This is a genomic window from Neobacillus cucumis (assembly GCF_016908975.1).
GTDB lineage: Bacteria > Bacillota > Bacilli > Bacillales > Cytobacillaceae > Neobacillus > Neobacillus cucumis.
Map to the genome: position 1 here is coordinate 203,236 of NZ_JAFBEX010000004.1, position 14,100 is coordinate 217,335.

Sequence of the window (14,100 nt, forward strand, 5' to 3'; positions counted from 1 at the left end):
GTTAATTCGGATGTAGCCCACCCTATATCTATACATTACCGTTAAGTGATAATGGTATAGTCCATGGCATATTTAAGATTTAAACTCGCATTAAAATCTCTTTCTATTTCGATTCCACATTGGTCACATATGAAAATTCTCTCAGATATCGATAGACGTGCTTTCTTGTGACCACAGCAGGAACAAAGTTTAGAAGATGGATAGAATCTACTTACGATTCGCAATTCAATCCCATTTTGCTTGCATTTTTGTTCCAAGCATGTGCGGAAATAATAGAAATTTTGTTTTCTAACGGAATCGGCAAGATGTTTGTTTTTTAACATGCCTTTGATGTTCAAATCTTCAATCGTAATGAAAGAGGGTTTGGTTTTCACCACTCGGGTTACGACATCACGGACATATTCTTTTCTAATTTGGGTAATCTAGCATGAAGTTTTCGAATCTTCTTTACTTGTTTTTGAATGTTTTTATAGCAGGATTCACCACCTTTCTTTTTGTTTTCATATTTTCGACTAAGCTTTCGCTGCTGACGTTTTAAGCTTTTTTCTATCTTCCTTATTCTTTCTCGAAGGTTTATATTCCCATAAACATCCGTATTGCTGCAAACCGCAAAATTCTTTATGCCTACATCGATTCCTAACCCATCATGGTTGTTGATCATTTTTTCTTTAGGGGGCACTTCACATAAAACCGATACATAATATCGGCCTGCTTTTTGCGAAACCGTTCCGCTTCTAACTTCGGCGTTTGTTGGAATATATCCGAATTCCTTCAGCCTAATCCACCCTAAGGTAGGAATCTTAATCCGATGGCGTTCTACTGTCCAATCTGTTTTATTGTTCTTTGGGAAATAGGCTTTCACATCTTGATTTTTCTTCTTTTTGAATCGAGGAAGTTTGGCTTTCCCTTCAAAAAAATTTCTAAATGCTTTATCGCCATTCATAATGGCTTGCTTGACTGCTTTACTAGACACTTTCTTGATCCAAGGGTCGTTTTCTTTGGTATAGACATTATTAAGCCACTTAGAAAAATCAAATCCACTTATAAATTTATTATCTTTTTCGTAAAGCTCCTGGTTTGTTTTCAGATATAAGTTATAAACATAGCGGCAAACCCCTATTGTTTGATTCACTTTCTCTGCTTGATCGGAAGTTAATTCAATTTCCGTTTTATAGGCCCTTTTCATAACTCTTTATCTTCTTTCAATTTCTTTTTGTATTTTCTTAAACCATAGATACGACAAGAAAAAACGTGAATAATTGAAATTAAATCTTGAACGAGTTCTTCTTGGTGAAAGGGTATCATTGTTCACAACGCCCATTTCTACTCCACACTTTTGCAAAAAGCCTTCAAACCATTCAAATCCGAATCGTTCAAACCGATCTTTATGAGAGATAAGAACAGTTTTGATTTCTCGCTTTTGAGCCAGGTCCAGTAATTCATTCCAGTTCTTGCGTTTGTAATTTAGTCCACTTCCAATATCTCTCAGGATATCATCCACAATCCATCCTTTGGCATTGGCAAAATTCCTCAAAAACTCAATCTGGTTCTCTAAATCTTTTTTTGATTTCGGTTGGATACTCTAGCATAAATGATCGTCTTACCTACTTTATTTTCCTTTGGAATCCCCCTGTATTCAAGATACTGCGTTTCGGTATAGTACCTTCTTCCTTTAGGGTTTCGATAGGCGACCAATTTACCTTCATTATCCCATCGCTGAAGGGTAATGACGCTTACGCCCAACATAGATGTAAACTCTTTTGGTTTGTATATTTTTCCATATTTTAATTTTATTACTTTTGAAGATATTTGTATGTGTTTTTAGTCACTGTTAAATATCTCCTAAATTTGCTTAATATTTTTGGGAAGAATAAAATAGATTATATACAGAATGAAACTGGCTTTCAGGGGGAGTTTTTGATGAAATATGCAATCATAACCGGGGCTTCTAAAGGCTTAGGAGAAAGTATTGCAAAACGCCTTTTACAAGAACAAATTGCCGTCATCTCTGTTTCCCGGACAGAGAATAAAGAGTTAAAAAGTCTGGCAATGGACAAAGGAATTGAATATAAACATATATCTTGTAATCTCTCATTAGAAACAGAAATACAAGAGGTCTTTATGGAGATAGCTCATTGTCTATTTGAAAACCAACCAACTGAGATCCTTCTATTTAATAATGCTGGTGTCATCGAACCCATCCAAAAGGTAGGCAACTTAGATCAAACCCCCATCATCCGCAATATTAAAATAAATTTGATTGCACCCATGTTGATTACGAATTTATTTTTAAGTAAAGCCCATTTAACCAACACAAAAGTCACGATTATCAATGTTACATCAGGTGCCGCCATTCGCTCGATTGAAGGCTGGAGTGTGTACTGTAGCTCGAAAGCCGGACTAAATATGTTCACCCAGACCACTGCCGTCGAACAGGCAGATTTGGAAACAAAGCATACGATTATTGGCTTCAGTCCAGGTGTCATGGATACAGGCATGCAGGAAACGATCCGTTCTACCACCGAAGATGCCTTTAAAGAATTAGAAAAATTCAAGGAATATAAAGAAAAAAATATGTTATTAGATACCGATACCGTTGCACATCGCTTGGTTGACCTCGTGCTAACCGGAACTCCTGAAAGCGGGAAGGTTTACCATATCAAAGAACTGTTAGAAACTTAGAAAAAAGGCCGTTCCCAAAAGGTACGGTCTTTACTCTTCTTGCGGGAACCATAAAGTAATACTTGTCCCTTTATTTAATCTGCTTTTTACTTTAATAAAGCCTTTATGGGCATCCATTAATGCCTTTACGATTGAGAGTCCGATTCCCACACCCCCTGTTTTTCGGTCCCTGGATTTATCGCCCCGATAGAACCGTTCAAAAATATGCGGGATATCATCTTCAGCCATCCCTGAGCCTTCATCCTCAATTTTAAAACCAACATAACCATCTTTGTCAGAAACCACTGAAATCGTCACATTTTTCCCCTCAGGTGTATATTTCAAGGCATTGTTTAGGACATTGGATAAAATTTGCATCAGCCGGTCTTTATCAGCCTCAAACATTTCTTCCTGGACAGGTTCTTCGATTTGGAGACCAACACCCTTTTCTTTAAAAATGGGTAAAAACATTTCCCATAAAGCCGCTAAGACACTTCCTGCTTCCAATTCCATTTTTTCCAATCGTATTTGTGGATTCTCCGCCGCAAGCAGCTTTTCTAATTCATTGACAAGCCGCACCAGGCGCATAAGTTCTTCATGACTTACCTGCAAGCGCTGCTCTGTTGGCTCCCAAATTCCATCTTGAAAGGCTTCAATTTGACTTCTTAACGTTGCAAGTGGCGTACGCAGTTCATGTGCCAGGTCACCGGTAAATTGCTTGCGAAGTATTTCTTCCTTTGCTAAGGACTCCGCCAAATTATTAAATGAAACGGCAATCTCCTTTACCTCTGTTGGTAAACCTGCTAATGGGACCCGGATATCAAGATTATGCTGCTGCAGTTCTCTTGCGGCAAACGAGAGCTTATTTAGCCCGGAGGTTAGTTTTTTAGAAAAGACCATACTAAAAATAATCGCTAACAAAATGGTTAGGCACACCGCGGCAAGGATATATAATTGAATGGTTTGGATAAAAGTGTACTCGTTATCAATAGGACCCTCAGGATAGATGGCAATTAGTTTGCCTATGATGGCATTATCAACCTTCAAAGTATAGGTCTTACTGTGCCACTTTTCTCCATCTGGCTCCGGTTCAGTTAAGCCAAAGCTATTTAACATGCTGCGAATACTGGAAGTATCCATCTGCATTTTGCCAAATCGATCATATAATTGGAAATACAACTGATCCGTCATGGCGTTCTCATGCAGCAGTCCATAGACCGGATCACTGGTAAAGTGACCATTTTTTTGGTAGTCTTTCTCAATTTCAGTGATAATTCGATCAATCTTCTTTTCGCGGCTACGGTCTAAATAGCTATTAAAGCTTTCTTCAAATCCATATTGAATAAAAAAGCTGACAATTAGAATGCCAATCAATGAGATAAGGACTAAATAAAAAAGAATTTTAGACCGGAGCGTTTGCAGCATCTAAGACCCCTCCAAATTTATAGCCCATTCCAAAAACAGTCAGGATAAAATCAGGCTGCCGTGTATCTGACTCTATTTTTTTACGGAGATTTTTAATATGGGTATCCACGCTGCGTTCATAGCCCTCATAATAGATCCCTTCATCTTGAATTTTTTCAAGCAAATCCATTCGGCTGTAAACCCGCCCAGGATTGACGGCCATATTGGTTAATAACTTATATTCAATAGGTGTTAATGTAACATACTCTCCATTTATGGTGACTTCTTTTTTGACTAAATCAATCGACAGTTTACTGTCATTGAATTCCAGACGTTCAACCTTGTCTACCTTTTTCACGCGTCTTAGGATGGCCTGCACTCGTACGACAACTTCCCTCGGACTAAATGGTTTCGTTAAATAATCGTCTGCTCCCATTACGATGCCGTTAATTCGATCATCCTCTGCAGATTTCGCTGTCAGCATCAGAATGGGTACATCTGACTCTTTTCTTACCAGACGGCAAACCTCTTCACCAGATATATCAGGCAGCATGAGGTCAAGAATAATTAAATCAGGTTCGATTGTTTTCGCTTTTTTCAATGCATCTATACCATTATCTGCACTATGGATTTCATAGCCTTCTCTTTCTAAATAAGCTTCGAGGACTTCTACTATTCTGCGTTCATCGTCCACTAGTAAAATTTTCATGATTCATCACTCCCCATATCCTTACTATAACACCTCTAGTCTGTGATTTTTGTAACTTCACAAATTCACCACAAGTTCTTCATAACATCTTCAATTTTTTCCGCTAAGATAGTCATGTAAGGACAAGATAAACCTTCGAACTCCCCATAGTTTCGGTTATCGGTTCTTTATCTAGAGTAGATGGCAACAACCATCTTACTCATTCCAAAATTAACCTCTCAATATAAAAGGTGCCCCGCGCGTTGGGACACCTTCTTTTTTTGTATATATTTACGATAATTGTTGTTTTTTCACACTTTATTGGTGAGATAGGAACGAGGAGATTCTTTGGAGGCGAAGCAATGGGGAGCCTTGGTCCGGCTGCCGACCGTTTTAAGTTGCTCTTATCCTTCGACGGGCCTTTGGTTCTTTTGCTTCGACGGTTTTGCGATGCTCTTATCCCCCGAAGGGCCTTCAGTTCTTTTCCTTGACGGTTTTGAGTTGCTCTTATCCCCCGAAGGGTCTTTGCTTCTTTTGCTTCGACGGTTTTGAGTTGCTCTTTTCCCCCGAAGGTTCTTCAGTTCTTTTGATTCGACGGTTCTGAGTTGCTCTTTTCCCCCGAAGAGTATTTGATTATATTGCTACAAAATTATATAGAGCATTCATTCCTCTGCTCCTTGGTATAACTGGGCCCCTAATGTATTAAATTTGAAGTTTCTTATAAAATAATAACTCTACTTAACTATGCCAAATTAATAGAAGAATTTCCTATAAATGGCTAGAACTCGTAGGCATTAATTCCTCTAAAAAATTAATCGCAAATAAAAATAACAATAATTTGACAAAATCTGTTAAAGCATTACAGACAAAAAGGAATAAAATGAAGTTAACGAGATGGGAAAGATTTCGGCTTATCATCTTTTTTTATTGTCCTTACATATAATGGAGTAATCCTATGATGAAATCGGGAACATTTTCCATCTAGTTACGTATATTTAGAAGCATTCATTCTTTTGTAACTCCGTATTTTCCTATTTAAACTTGGAAGGTGGTGAATGATGACTATGCACATCGATGGAACCACTATGGCACATATTTATTGGTATCTATTGATAGGTGGGGTAATTTTATTACTCGTTATTTTATTATTAGGTGATCTCATGGATGCACTAACGGGGCATTTAGATGTATTACCTTTTGGACCAAGTGAAGTCGTCTTGTTTGCTAGTTTTCTAGGTGGGGTTGGGTTATTGCTTCAAAAGTTAGCCCTTTTGGCATTTCCCTCCATTGTTACTTTGATTATTTCTGCTATTACAGCTTTTGTTTTAACCTTTGTTATTTCTTATTTTTTCTTACGACCATTGAAACATATGGAGAGTTCTTCTGCGGTGGATTTAGAGGATATGGTCGGCCGAAAAGGAATTATTACGATGGAAATTAAGGAAGGAAGGGATTCTTTAGGTGAAGTAAAAGTGGAACACGATTTGGGGTATATGTTCAAAACAGCAATCAGTAGAGATGGAATAGCCATTCCGTTAGACACAGAAGTGATTGTTTGGGAAATAAAAGATAATCGCTTTGTTGTCTTTCAGAGAACAAACGAAACAGATATTTTTAAAGTTTAATATTTTAAAAGGAATGAGGGGATTACATGCTTCCGACCATTGGTATTGTTGGCATATTAGTAGTTGTAATTTTAGGAGTTATCCTTTATGCCATTAGCCGTTATAAGGTTGTTGGTAGGGATACGGCAATGATTATTACGGGTAGTGCTTTGGGCAGCAGAAACGTGGAAACAGATGAACAAGGTAAGAAAATTAAAGTAGTGGTTGGGGGCGGAGCCGTTGTATTACCCATCATACATAAAATGGGTACATTAAGGTTGCAACCTTCAAACCTAACAGTTGAAGCAAAAGGGATTGTCACAAAAGAAGACGTTCCCATTAACGTTACTGCTGTAGCAACGGTAAAATTTTATAACGATACGAAAAATTTAATTAGCGCTGCAGAGAATTTTTTAGGCGTACAGACCGAACATCGTGAACAACAAATTCGACAGATTTTAGAAGGACATTTAAAGGCGATTATCGCAACCTTAACCGTTGAGGAAGCAAATAAAAATAGGGATAGTTTTTCTTCCTCTGTAAAAAGAACAAGTGAAACAGATTTACAGAAACTCGGGATTGAAATTGTTACCTTTAATATTACTCACGTGACGGATGACCACGACTACATTAGCAGTTTGGCTGCTAAACGTACGGCAGAGGTAAAACGGGATGCAGAAGTGGCTCGTGCGAATGCTGAAAAGGAACAAAGAATCCAAGTTGCCCAGGCGAAGAAAGAGGCTACGTCGGCTGAATATGAAAGAGCGGCTGAAGTAGCAGAGGCAAAGAAAAATAATGAATTAAGGTTGGCAGAGTTTAAGATTTCGGAAGATACAGCCAAAGCGAATGCTGCTATTGCGTTTGAACTTCAAACCACTCAACGGAAGCAAGAATTAAAACAACAGGAGATTCAAGTAGAAATTGTCGAACGTGAAAAGAAAATTGAATTGGAAGAAAAGGAAATTCTCAGAAGAGAGAAAGAGTATACGGCAAATGTTGTAAAATTGGCAGATGCTGAATATTATAAAAAGGTTAAGGAATCGGAAGCTGAAAAGATTCGCATTCAAAATCAATCGGAAGCCTTGAGAATTCAGGAGATCAACAAAGCGGAGGCAGAAGCGAAGAAAGTGGAATTAGAAGGTCTTGCAAAAGCAAAAGCCATTGCTGCTGAAGGAGAAGCAACTGCATCTGCTGTTGAAAAACGAGGGATGGCAGAGGCCAATGTATTGCGTGAAAAGGCGAAGGCATTTGAAGAATTCGGTTCTGCAGCGATTATGGATATGATTATTAAAATGTTACCAGAATACGCCAAAGCTGTAGCTGAACCGATTGGCAATATTGATAAGGTAACCGTGATTGACTCTGGTAATGGCGGAGGAATTTCATCTGTCAGTGGGAACGTAACCAATTTAATGACTGGGTTGCAAGAATCCTTAAAAGAGACAACTGGTTTGGATTTAAAGGAATTGATTGAAAACTACTCAGGTAAACATAACTTAAAAGGTGAACTTGGAGCCATTGCTCAAGGTATAACCAAACAAGAAGATAAAACTACTGAAAAATAAATCCACTAACATTTACTTGTCAGGAATCCGTTGGAAAATGGATTCCTTCTTTTAGCCAAGTTTTTTTGTCATAGCTATATTTATAAACCAGCACCTCTATTCTAATAATATAACTATCAATTACTATCTTAATGAGGTATGACAAATGAAACCATTTAAAGAAAAGCAAAAAAAGAAGAAGAACAGTGGAGGCCATTATGTAATAGAAGAAATCCTTGGATGGATAGTTGAAGGAATCCTGGGTCTGTTATGGAGATTGGTTGTAGGCTTTTTTCAGCTTTTAGGCAGGGCAATCGCTGGTCTTTTCCATCATTTCTTTTAGATTGTTTATGGGCATAAAGTGCCATAGCCCTACTAGAGCTACAGCACCTTATTGAATCATATTCAAGAACTTCCTTGTCCGTTCTTCTTTTGGATTTGTAAAAATGTCATCTGGTTTATTTCGTTCCACTATGACGCCTTGATCCATAAAGATCACTTCATCAGCTGCTTCGCGGGCAAAACGCATTTCATGGGTCACGACAATCATCGTCATCCCTTCTGCTGCAAGGTCCTTCATCACCTTCAACACCTCACCGACTAATTCTGGGTCAAGTGCAGAGGTTGGTTCATCAAACAGCATCACTTCCGGCTCCATCGCTAGTGCCCTTGCGATTCCTACACGCTGCTGCTGACCGCCTGAAAGCTGAGCCGGATAATAATCCTGCTTATCCGCCAGTCCCACTTTTTCTAAAAGGGTCTGCGCTTTTTTCTTGGCCGACTCTTTGTTTTCACCCTTCACAATCACCGGACCCTCCATCACATTTTCAAGGGCTGTTTTATGGGGAAATAAATTATAGTTCTGAAACACCATCCCCGTTAAACGGCGAAAGGAAGCAATATTCTTTTTCGGAACTTCTTTTGAAAAATCTAAGCTCTGGCCTGAAATCGATATGATACCTTTAGTAGGTATTTCAAGAACATTTAAACAGCGGAGCATGGTTGTTTTCCCGGAACCGGATGGTCCGATCATCACAACTACTTTGCCTTTTTCCACTTCTAAATTGATTCCTTTTAGGACTTCCAGTTGACCAAATTGCTTGTATAAACCTTGTATGCGTATCATAAAAACACTCCCTTTTTCCTTTGATTAAGACCCATAACGACCCAGTCTCTTTTCCAAGTATCCTTGAAGAATGGAAAGGAAAAAGCATATCACCCAATAAATAAGTGCTACTTCTGAATATACTAGTAAAAATTCATAGTTGGTGGAAGCAATCTCTTGACCACGCCTAAACATCTCGGTTACTAACACCAATGATGCAAGCGAGGTATCTTTGACAAGACTAATGAATGAATTTGATAAAGGCGGTACAGATACCCTTGCCGCCTGCGGCAGAATAATCCTTCTTAATACTTGAGAATAGCTCATGCCAATCGAGTAGCCTGCCTCCCACTGTCCTTTAGGTGTCGATAAAATGGCTGCCCTAATAATTTCTGAGGAATAAGCTCCGACACTTAACGAGAAGCCAATAACAGCAGAGGTATAGGGATCTAAGGTGATGCCGAGATTAGGAAGTCCATAAAAAATAATAAATAATTGAACTAACAATGGAGTACCCCTAATGGCTGAAACATAGACCCTGGCGATGATTTGTAAAATTTTCAGATGTGAGATTCGAGCTAATGCTGTCAGAACAGCCAAAATCATCCCGACGACAAAAGTGATCAGCGTTAACGGGATGGTATAAAAAACAGCCCCCTCCAGGAGAGGCTGGAGGGAACTCTTCGCAATATCGACTAACCTAGCTGTTCTTTCCGGATCAGCAAAAATACTATTTAAGTACATCTTCACCAAACCATTTCTCTGAGATTTTTTTATAAGTGCCGTCATCCACCATCTCTTTAAGGGCTTTATTCACCGCAGCTACGAGTGTGTCACTATTTTTTCTAAACATAAAACCGCTTGTCGCTGCATCATTTGCTGTTGCGGCAATCTTAATCGGTGCATCTGGTTTTTGTTTCTTATAATCCAAGTAAGTAAGCTTATCGTTAATAGTCACATCGACTCGTTTTTGTGTTAGCAATTCAACGGCCTGTTGGAAACCTTCGACCCCAACAATATTGGCTCCATATTTTTTAGCCGTAGTGGCGTAATTACTAGTCAGTGATTGGGCCGCATTTAAGCCTTTAATGTCCTCAAACTTTTTCACTTTCGTATTGGCTGTATTGACAATAAGGACACCCGTTGATGTAATATATGGGTCCGAAAAGTCATACTTCGCTTGACGGTCAGGACGAATCCCCACTTCATTCGCAATCATATCAAAACGCTTAGCGTCTAAACCAGCAAACATCGCGTCCCACTGGGTTTCTTTATACTCGGCTTTCACACCAAGGCGCTTAGCCACTTCATTTGCTAAATCCACATCAAAACCAGTTAAATTTCCGCTGGTATCATGGTAGGTGAACGGTGGATATGTACCTTCCGTTCCAATTGTAATTTTTCCATCATCTTGGATTGTCTTCAATAAATCTTGATTATTTGTTGTTTTTTTATCTTTCGTATTGACTGCCGTTTTTTGGTCCTCTTTTTCGTCTTTGCCGCCACAGGCTGAAAGGACGAACATAAAACTGAGGAGCAGTGCAAAAATAACCATTAGTTTTTTCATGTGTCAAACCCCCTAGATCATATCAACTTTATCGGACTTGGTCATTTTAATACTATGGCACAAATCGAGTATCGTTATTTTACCCTTTTCCTCAAAATAAAAACCTATCAGAAAAATCTGATAGGCTAAGCAGATATAGCTTTTTTGGATTTGAGTTCAGCGGAGTCTTTTTTCTTCATAATCGGTCGATAGAAAAGAATACCGCTTGCAAGCAGAATCATTCCGTACATAAATGTCTTTAAATCTGCCGTTCCTGCTACAATCACCCAAATGGAATAAATCGTAGCTAGCACCGCAATTATCCCGTCTGAGATTCTATGCTTTCCTGCTTGATACGTTTCTCCGGTTATTACTAGTTTAAGCTGATAAACAGATGAAATTAGATATGGCACCAAATAGGCTAATGTCGCAATAACAATCACGAAGTCAAATGCACCTGAAATGGACTTTGATACCGTTGAAAAAATAAATAGCTGCCCTAAACCGTTGGAAACAATCATCGAAAACACCGGCAAACCTTTTTTGTTTTCTTTTAAGAAAGCAGGAAGGAATAATCCCTGTTTCGCTGCTTGGTACGGTACTTCTGCACTTAACATTAGCCAGCCAATGGTGGAACCAAATAAACTAATCAATCCAATACCAGCTAATAATTTGCCGCCGATTGGACCTAAGACGGTTTGAATCGCATCAATTAATGGTTTATCTGAATGGATTAAGGTGTTTTGGTCCAGCATCCCCATCACAAGAGTGCTAATTCCAATATAAATCCCTAGCGCAATAAATAATCCTAACATCGTAGCTCTTTTTACATCTTTTTGTCTCTTGGCACGGGAAGCAAATACAACGGCAGACTCAACACCAATAAACGCCCATAATGTATTAACCGCCGCACCGTTGATTTGGCTCAATAATCCGATAGCATGTCCCGCCCCGTCCACTCTTGGTGCCATCAATGGCAGGATATTGCTCTTTTCAAACGCAAACAGACCAACAATAATAAAGAAGACAAATCCAGCGACCTTAGCAGCTGTAGCGAGGAAATTCAATTTTCCGGCACTTTCCATCCCTCGTAAGATGATAAAATGTGTACCCCAAAGCAAAATAGAACAAACAAGGAATGTCAGGCCGTTGCCAACTTTAAGAGTAATTCCTCCAACCGTAAACCAGGTTGCGTCACTCGTTAAGATGGGAAAGAAGGTTGATAAATAGCCGGCAAAGGTTGTAATCATCGCCACGTTCCCGGCTAAGTTCCCAATCCAGTAACCCCATGTTGACATGAATCCTGAAAGCATAGAAGCATGTGAACCTGATTTAAACAATTCCTTTGCATAGATTTGAGGTCCGCCTGTTAAATTCGGTTTCCGAATGGCCAGACTTCCAAACACTAGAGCCAGCATCAGAACACCAAATCCTGTTACGAGCCACGCCAAAATAACACCTGCCGGGCTGGCTGCTTCTGATAATGAACGCGGCAGCATAAAGATTCCTGAACCGACCATATTTCCAATGACAAGAGCTGTTAAAACCCAAAGTCCTAATTTATTTGACTTGCCCATGGTGTGATCCTCCTTGATGAGCTTTTATAATAAAATAGCTTTTTTAGATGTATATACATTAATTAACCTCATCAAATATAAGACCAATTCAGATGTTAGTCAATGGGAAATTTTATCTCGCTAAAGCATTAGCATAAAAAAATAAGAGTACCCTCAAACATTTGTTTTTAGAGGACTATTTTCACCATTGAAAAAGCACCGCAAATGCGATGCTTTTGATTAATTTATTTCCACCACTCATCAAACATACTTGCTGGAAGTCTTCGTTTATGCTCCGTGATAATGTAGCGTTTTTCAACTTTCTCCGCAATTTCCGGTGACACCGACTTTCCTTCTAGATAATCATCAAGTTCGTCATAGGTAATGCCTAATTCGGTCTCATCGGCTTGTCCTGGCTTTTGGTCTAGAAGGTCGGCAGTAGGTACCTTTAAATATAGACGTTCGTCGGCGCCAAGTTCCTTTAGAAGGGCCTTCCCCTGTCGCTTAGTTAAACCTGTAAGTGGCAGGAGATCCGCACCGCCATCACCATATTTCGTAAAGAAACCAGTTACGGCTTCAGCGGCATGATCCGTCCCAATGACAAGCAAACCTTCCATTCCACCGATTGCATATTGGGCAATCATTCTCATTCTCGCTTTTACATTCCCTTTATGGTAATCTCGTAGGGCTTCCCCTTTGATGGTTGCGTCATATTCAGTTTGTACTTCATCTACTGCACTCTTGACATTAAAAACTTCCTCACGGTCCGCTTGGATAAAAGTTAATGAACGCTGCGCATCTTCCTCGTCCTGCTGCACGCCATATGGTAATCGGACGGCAATAAACAGAGCCTCTGTTCCTTCTTTTCGTAATTCTTCAACAGCGAGCTGCGCCAGCCGTCCTGCTAATGTGGAATCTTGTCCGCCGCTGATCCCTAATACGAAACCTTTTGCTTTTGTTTTTAACAAATAATTTTTTAAAAAATCTATACGTTTGCGAATTTCTTCCTTTGGGTTAATGCTTGGATTTACATTTAAGTCTTTCATAATTTGTGCTTGTAAACTCATTTGTTGACCTCCTGCCCAATTTATTGATATATGTAATGTACCACATTTAGCTCGGTTTCACTAAAAAGAAAGAAGAAAATTCAGTATGTGGGCAAAATAAATGTGACAAAATTGGAGGGATTGTATGGAAGCCAAAACATGTAATGAAACAAGAGTGATCAGGACAAGTAGAATTTTTCCTAATGATGTAAATAACCATAATACTTTGTTTGGAGGAAAACTGATCAGTGATATTGATATGCTTGCATCGATTTCGGCTGTACGGCATTCTAGAGCAGAGTGTGTAACTGCTTCCATTGATTCGGTTGATTTCCTAAGTCCAATTACACCAAAAGATTCGGTTTGTATTGAAACGTTTGTTACTTTTACCGGAACTTCTTCAATGGAGGTCATCGCCAAAGTAATTGCGGAAAATATGATGTCGGGTGAGCGGAAGATAGCGGCTACTGCTTTTTTAACCTTTGTTGCCTTAGATCAGAATGGAAAACCAACAAAAGTTCCAGCGATTATTCCTGAAACGGAAGAAGAGAAAAAACTGTATGAGACAGGAAAAGGCCGCGCTGAAAAGCGGAAGGAACATCGCAAAAATAGTAAAGAATATGCCAGGGTGTTAACTACACATAAGCCTTGGGAATAGGAAAAGTATTTGTAGGATATGTGAATGATTAGGAGCGATTTGTCTGGTCACCATGTAGGTGGATTGAACTCGCCCATTTATCACAACTTTTTACGAATTAAAGAATGGCCCGGAAAAGTTCCGAGCCATTCTTTTTTTGTTTATTATTTTAGCCTGGCTAAATGGGGTTTGCTTTTGGACTTTCCCGGGTGATTTTCTTGTTTTTGTTGTCCTAATAGTTCTCTCATTCGAACAAGGCTCTTGGGGTTTCTAGTCAAGTCCACTTAAATGTGTAAAAGTGTCAACCAT

The 14,100-nt window shown here is 39.1% G+C and carries 12 protein-coding genes and 2 pseudogenes; 5 read left to right on the plus strand and 9 right to left on the minus strand.

What is annotated here, in order from left to right; translation table 11 throughout:
• Positions 1 to 41: 41 nt before the first annotated feature.
• Both JOC76_RS07130 and JOC76_RS07135 read right to left on the minus strand, forming a co-directional pair.
• Positions 42 to 1,186 (minus strand): annotated as a pseudogene (locus tag JOC76_RS07130) (RNA-guided endonuclease InsQ/TnpB family protein).
• Positions 1,183 to 1,773, minus strand: a pseudogene (locus JOC76_RS07135) (IS607 family transposase). Before JOC76_RS07135 ends, JOC76_RS07130 begins: the two co-directional pseudogenes overlap by 4 nt.
• Before the next feature lie 147 nt (positions 1,774 to 1,920).
• On the opposite strand from JOC76_RS07135, the gene JOC76_RS07140 reads away from it, so the two are divergent.
• Complete coding sequence (locus tag JOC76_RS07140) at positions 1,921 to 2,682, plus strand: (S)-benzoin forming benzil reductase (RefSeq protein WP_205176900.1); 762 nt, start codon at positions 1,921 to 1,923, stop codon at positions 2,680 to 2,682.
• 30 nt (positions 2,683 to 2,712) lie between these two features.
• Here JOC76_RS07140 and JOC76_RS07145 read toward each other — a convergent pair whose 3' ends face one another.
• The gene (locus tag JOC76_RS07145) at positions 2,713 to 4,086 is read right to left on the minus strand and encodes a HAMP domain-containing sensor histidine kinase (RefSeq protein WP_205176901.1); all 1,374 of its coding nucleotides are present in this window, start codon (positions 4,084 to 4,086) and stop codon (positions 2,713 to 2,715) included.
• Positions 4,064 to 4,774 carry a response regulator transcription factor gene (locus tag JOC76_RS07150; RefSeq protein ID WP_205176902.1) on the minus strand — a complete coding sequence of 237 codons (711 nt, stop codon included), beginning with the start codon at positions 4,772 to 4,774 and terminating at the stop codon, positions 4,064 to 4,066. Before JOC76_RS07150 ends, JOC76_RS07145 begins: the two co-directional genes overlap by 23 nt.
• 1,034 nt (positions 4,775 to 5,808) lie before the next feature.
• Here JOC76_RS07150 and JOC76_RS07155 point away from each other — a divergent pair.
• From JOC76_RS07155 to JOC76_RS07165, 3 genes are all read left to right on the plus strand, one after another.
• Positions 5,809 to 6,378: an NfeD family membrane protein gene (locus JOC76_RS07155; RefSeq protein ID WP_205176903.1), complete on the plus strand. Its 570-nt coding sequence runs from the start codon at positions 5,809 to 5,811 to the stop codon at positions 6,376 to 6,378.
• Positions 6,379 to 6,404: 26 nt separating this feature from the next.
• Positions 6,405 to 7,922: a flotillin family protein gene (locus JOC76_RS07160; protein WP_205176904.1), complete on the plus strand. Its 1,518-nt coding sequence runs from the start codon at positions 6,405 to 6,407 to the stop codon at positions 7,920 to 7,922.
• A gap of 145 nt (positions 7,923 to 8,067) precedes the next feature.
• Complete coding sequence (locus JOC76_RS07165; RefSeq protein ID WP_205176905.1) at positions 8,068 to 8,244, plus strand: hypothetical protein; 177 nt, start codon at positions 8,068 to 8,070, stop codon at positions 8,242 to 8,244.
• A gap of 48 nt (positions 8,245 to 8,292) precedes the next feature.
• Here JOC76_RS07165 and JOC76_RS07170 read toward each other — a convergent pair whose 3' ends face one another.
• From JOC76_RS07170 to nadE, 5 genes are all read right to left on the minus strand, one after another.
• The gene (locus JOC76_RS07170) at positions 8,293 to 9,027 is read right to left on the minus strand and encodes an amino acid ABC transporter ATP-binding protein (RefSeq protein ID WP_205176906.1); all 735 of its coding nucleotides are present in this window, start codon (positions 9,025 to 9,027) and stop codon (positions 8,293 to 8,295) included.
• A 24-nt stretch (positions 9,028 to 9,051) separates the two neighbouring features.
• Positions 9,052 to 9,750, minus strand: a complete 699-nt coding sequence (locus JOC76_RS07175) for an amino acid ABC transporter permease (RefSeq protein ID WP_205176907.1) — start codon at positions 9,748 to 9,750, stop codon at positions 9,052 to 9,054.
• Positions 9,737 to 10,573, minus strand: coding sequence for an amino acid ABC transporter substrate-binding protein (locus JOC76_RS07180; protein ID WP_205176908.1), 837 nt, complete (start codon positions 10,571 to 10,573; stop codon positions 9,737 to 9,739). The genes JOC76_RS07175 and JOC76_RS07180 overlap by 14 nt, the downstream gene beginning before the upstream one ends.
• 125 nt (positions 10,574 to 10,698) lie before the next feature.
• Positions 10,699 to 12,129, minus strand: coding sequence for an amino acid permease (locus tag JOC76_RS07185; protein ID WP_205176909.1), 1,431 nt, complete (start codon positions 12,127 to 12,129; stop codon positions 10,699 to 10,701).
• Between the two features lie 224 nt (positions 12,130 to 12,353).
• Positions 12,354 to 13,175, minus strand: a complete 822-nt coding sequence (gene nadE, locus JOC76_RS07190) for an NAD(+) synthase (RefSeq protein ID WP_205176910.1) — start codon at positions 13,173 to 13,175, stop codon at positions 12,354 to 12,356.
• Positions 13,176 to 13,299: 124 nt separating this feature from the next.
• On the opposite strand from nadE, the gene JOC76_RS07195 reads away from it, so the two are divergent.
• Positions 13,300 to 13,812, plus strand: coding sequence for an acyl-CoA thioesterase (locus JOC76_RS07195; protein ID WP_205176911.1), 513 nt, complete (start codon positions 13,300 to 13,302; stop codon positions 13,810 to 13,812).
• Positions 13,813 to 14,100 lie beyond the last annotated feature (288 nt).

Bases quoted from the DNA above. Each gene is read 5' to 3' on its own strand.
- JOC76_RS07140 (WP_205176900.1), top strand. From the start codon at position 1,921: ATGAAATATGCAATCATAACCGGGGCTTCTAAAGGCTTAGGAGAAAGT.
- JOC76_RS07145 (WP_205176901.1), bottom strand. From the start codon at position 4,086: ATGCTGCAAACGCTCCGGTCTAAAATTCTTTTTTATTTAGTCCTTATC.
- JOC76_RS07180 (WP_205176908.1), bottom strand. From the start codon at position 10,573: ATGAAAAAACTAATGGTTATTTTTGCACTGCTCCTCAGTTTTATGTTC.
- nadE (WP_205176910.1), bottom strand. From the start codon at position 13,175: ATGAGTTTACAAGCACAAATTATGAAAGACTTAAATGTAAATCCAAGC.
- JOC76_RS07165 (WP_205176905.1), top strand. From the start codon at position 8,068: ATGAAACCATTTAAAGAAAAGCAAAAAAAGAAGAAGAACAGTGGAGGC.
- JOC76_RS07185 (WP_205176909.1), bottom strand. From the start codon at position 12,129: ATGGGCAAGTCAAATAAATTAGGACTTTGGGTTTTAACAGCTCTTGTC.
- JOC76_RS07160 (WP_205176904.1), top strand. From the start codon at position 6,405: ATGCTTCCGACCATTGGTATTGTTGGCATATTAGTAGTTGTAATTTTA.
- JOC76_RS07195 (WP_205176911.1), top strand. From the start codon at position 13,300: ATGGAAGCCAAAACATGTAATGAAACAAGAGTGATCAGGACAAGTAGA.
- JOC76_RS07175 (WP_205176907.1), bottom strand. From the start codon at position 9,750: ATGTACTTAAATAGTATTTTTGCTGATCCGGAAAGAACAGCTAGGTTA.
- JOC76_RS07170 (WP_205176906.1), bottom strand. From the start codon at position 9,027: ATGATACGCATACAAGGTTTATACAAGCAATTTGGTCAACTGGAAGTC.
- JOC76_RS07150 (WP_205176902.1), bottom strand. From the start codon at position 4,774: ATGAAAATTTTACTAGTGGACGATGAACGCAGAATAGTAGAAGTCCTC.
- JOC76_RS07155 (WP_205176903.1), top strand. From the start codon at position 5,809: ATGATGACTATGCACATCGATGGAACCACTATGGCACATATTTATTGG.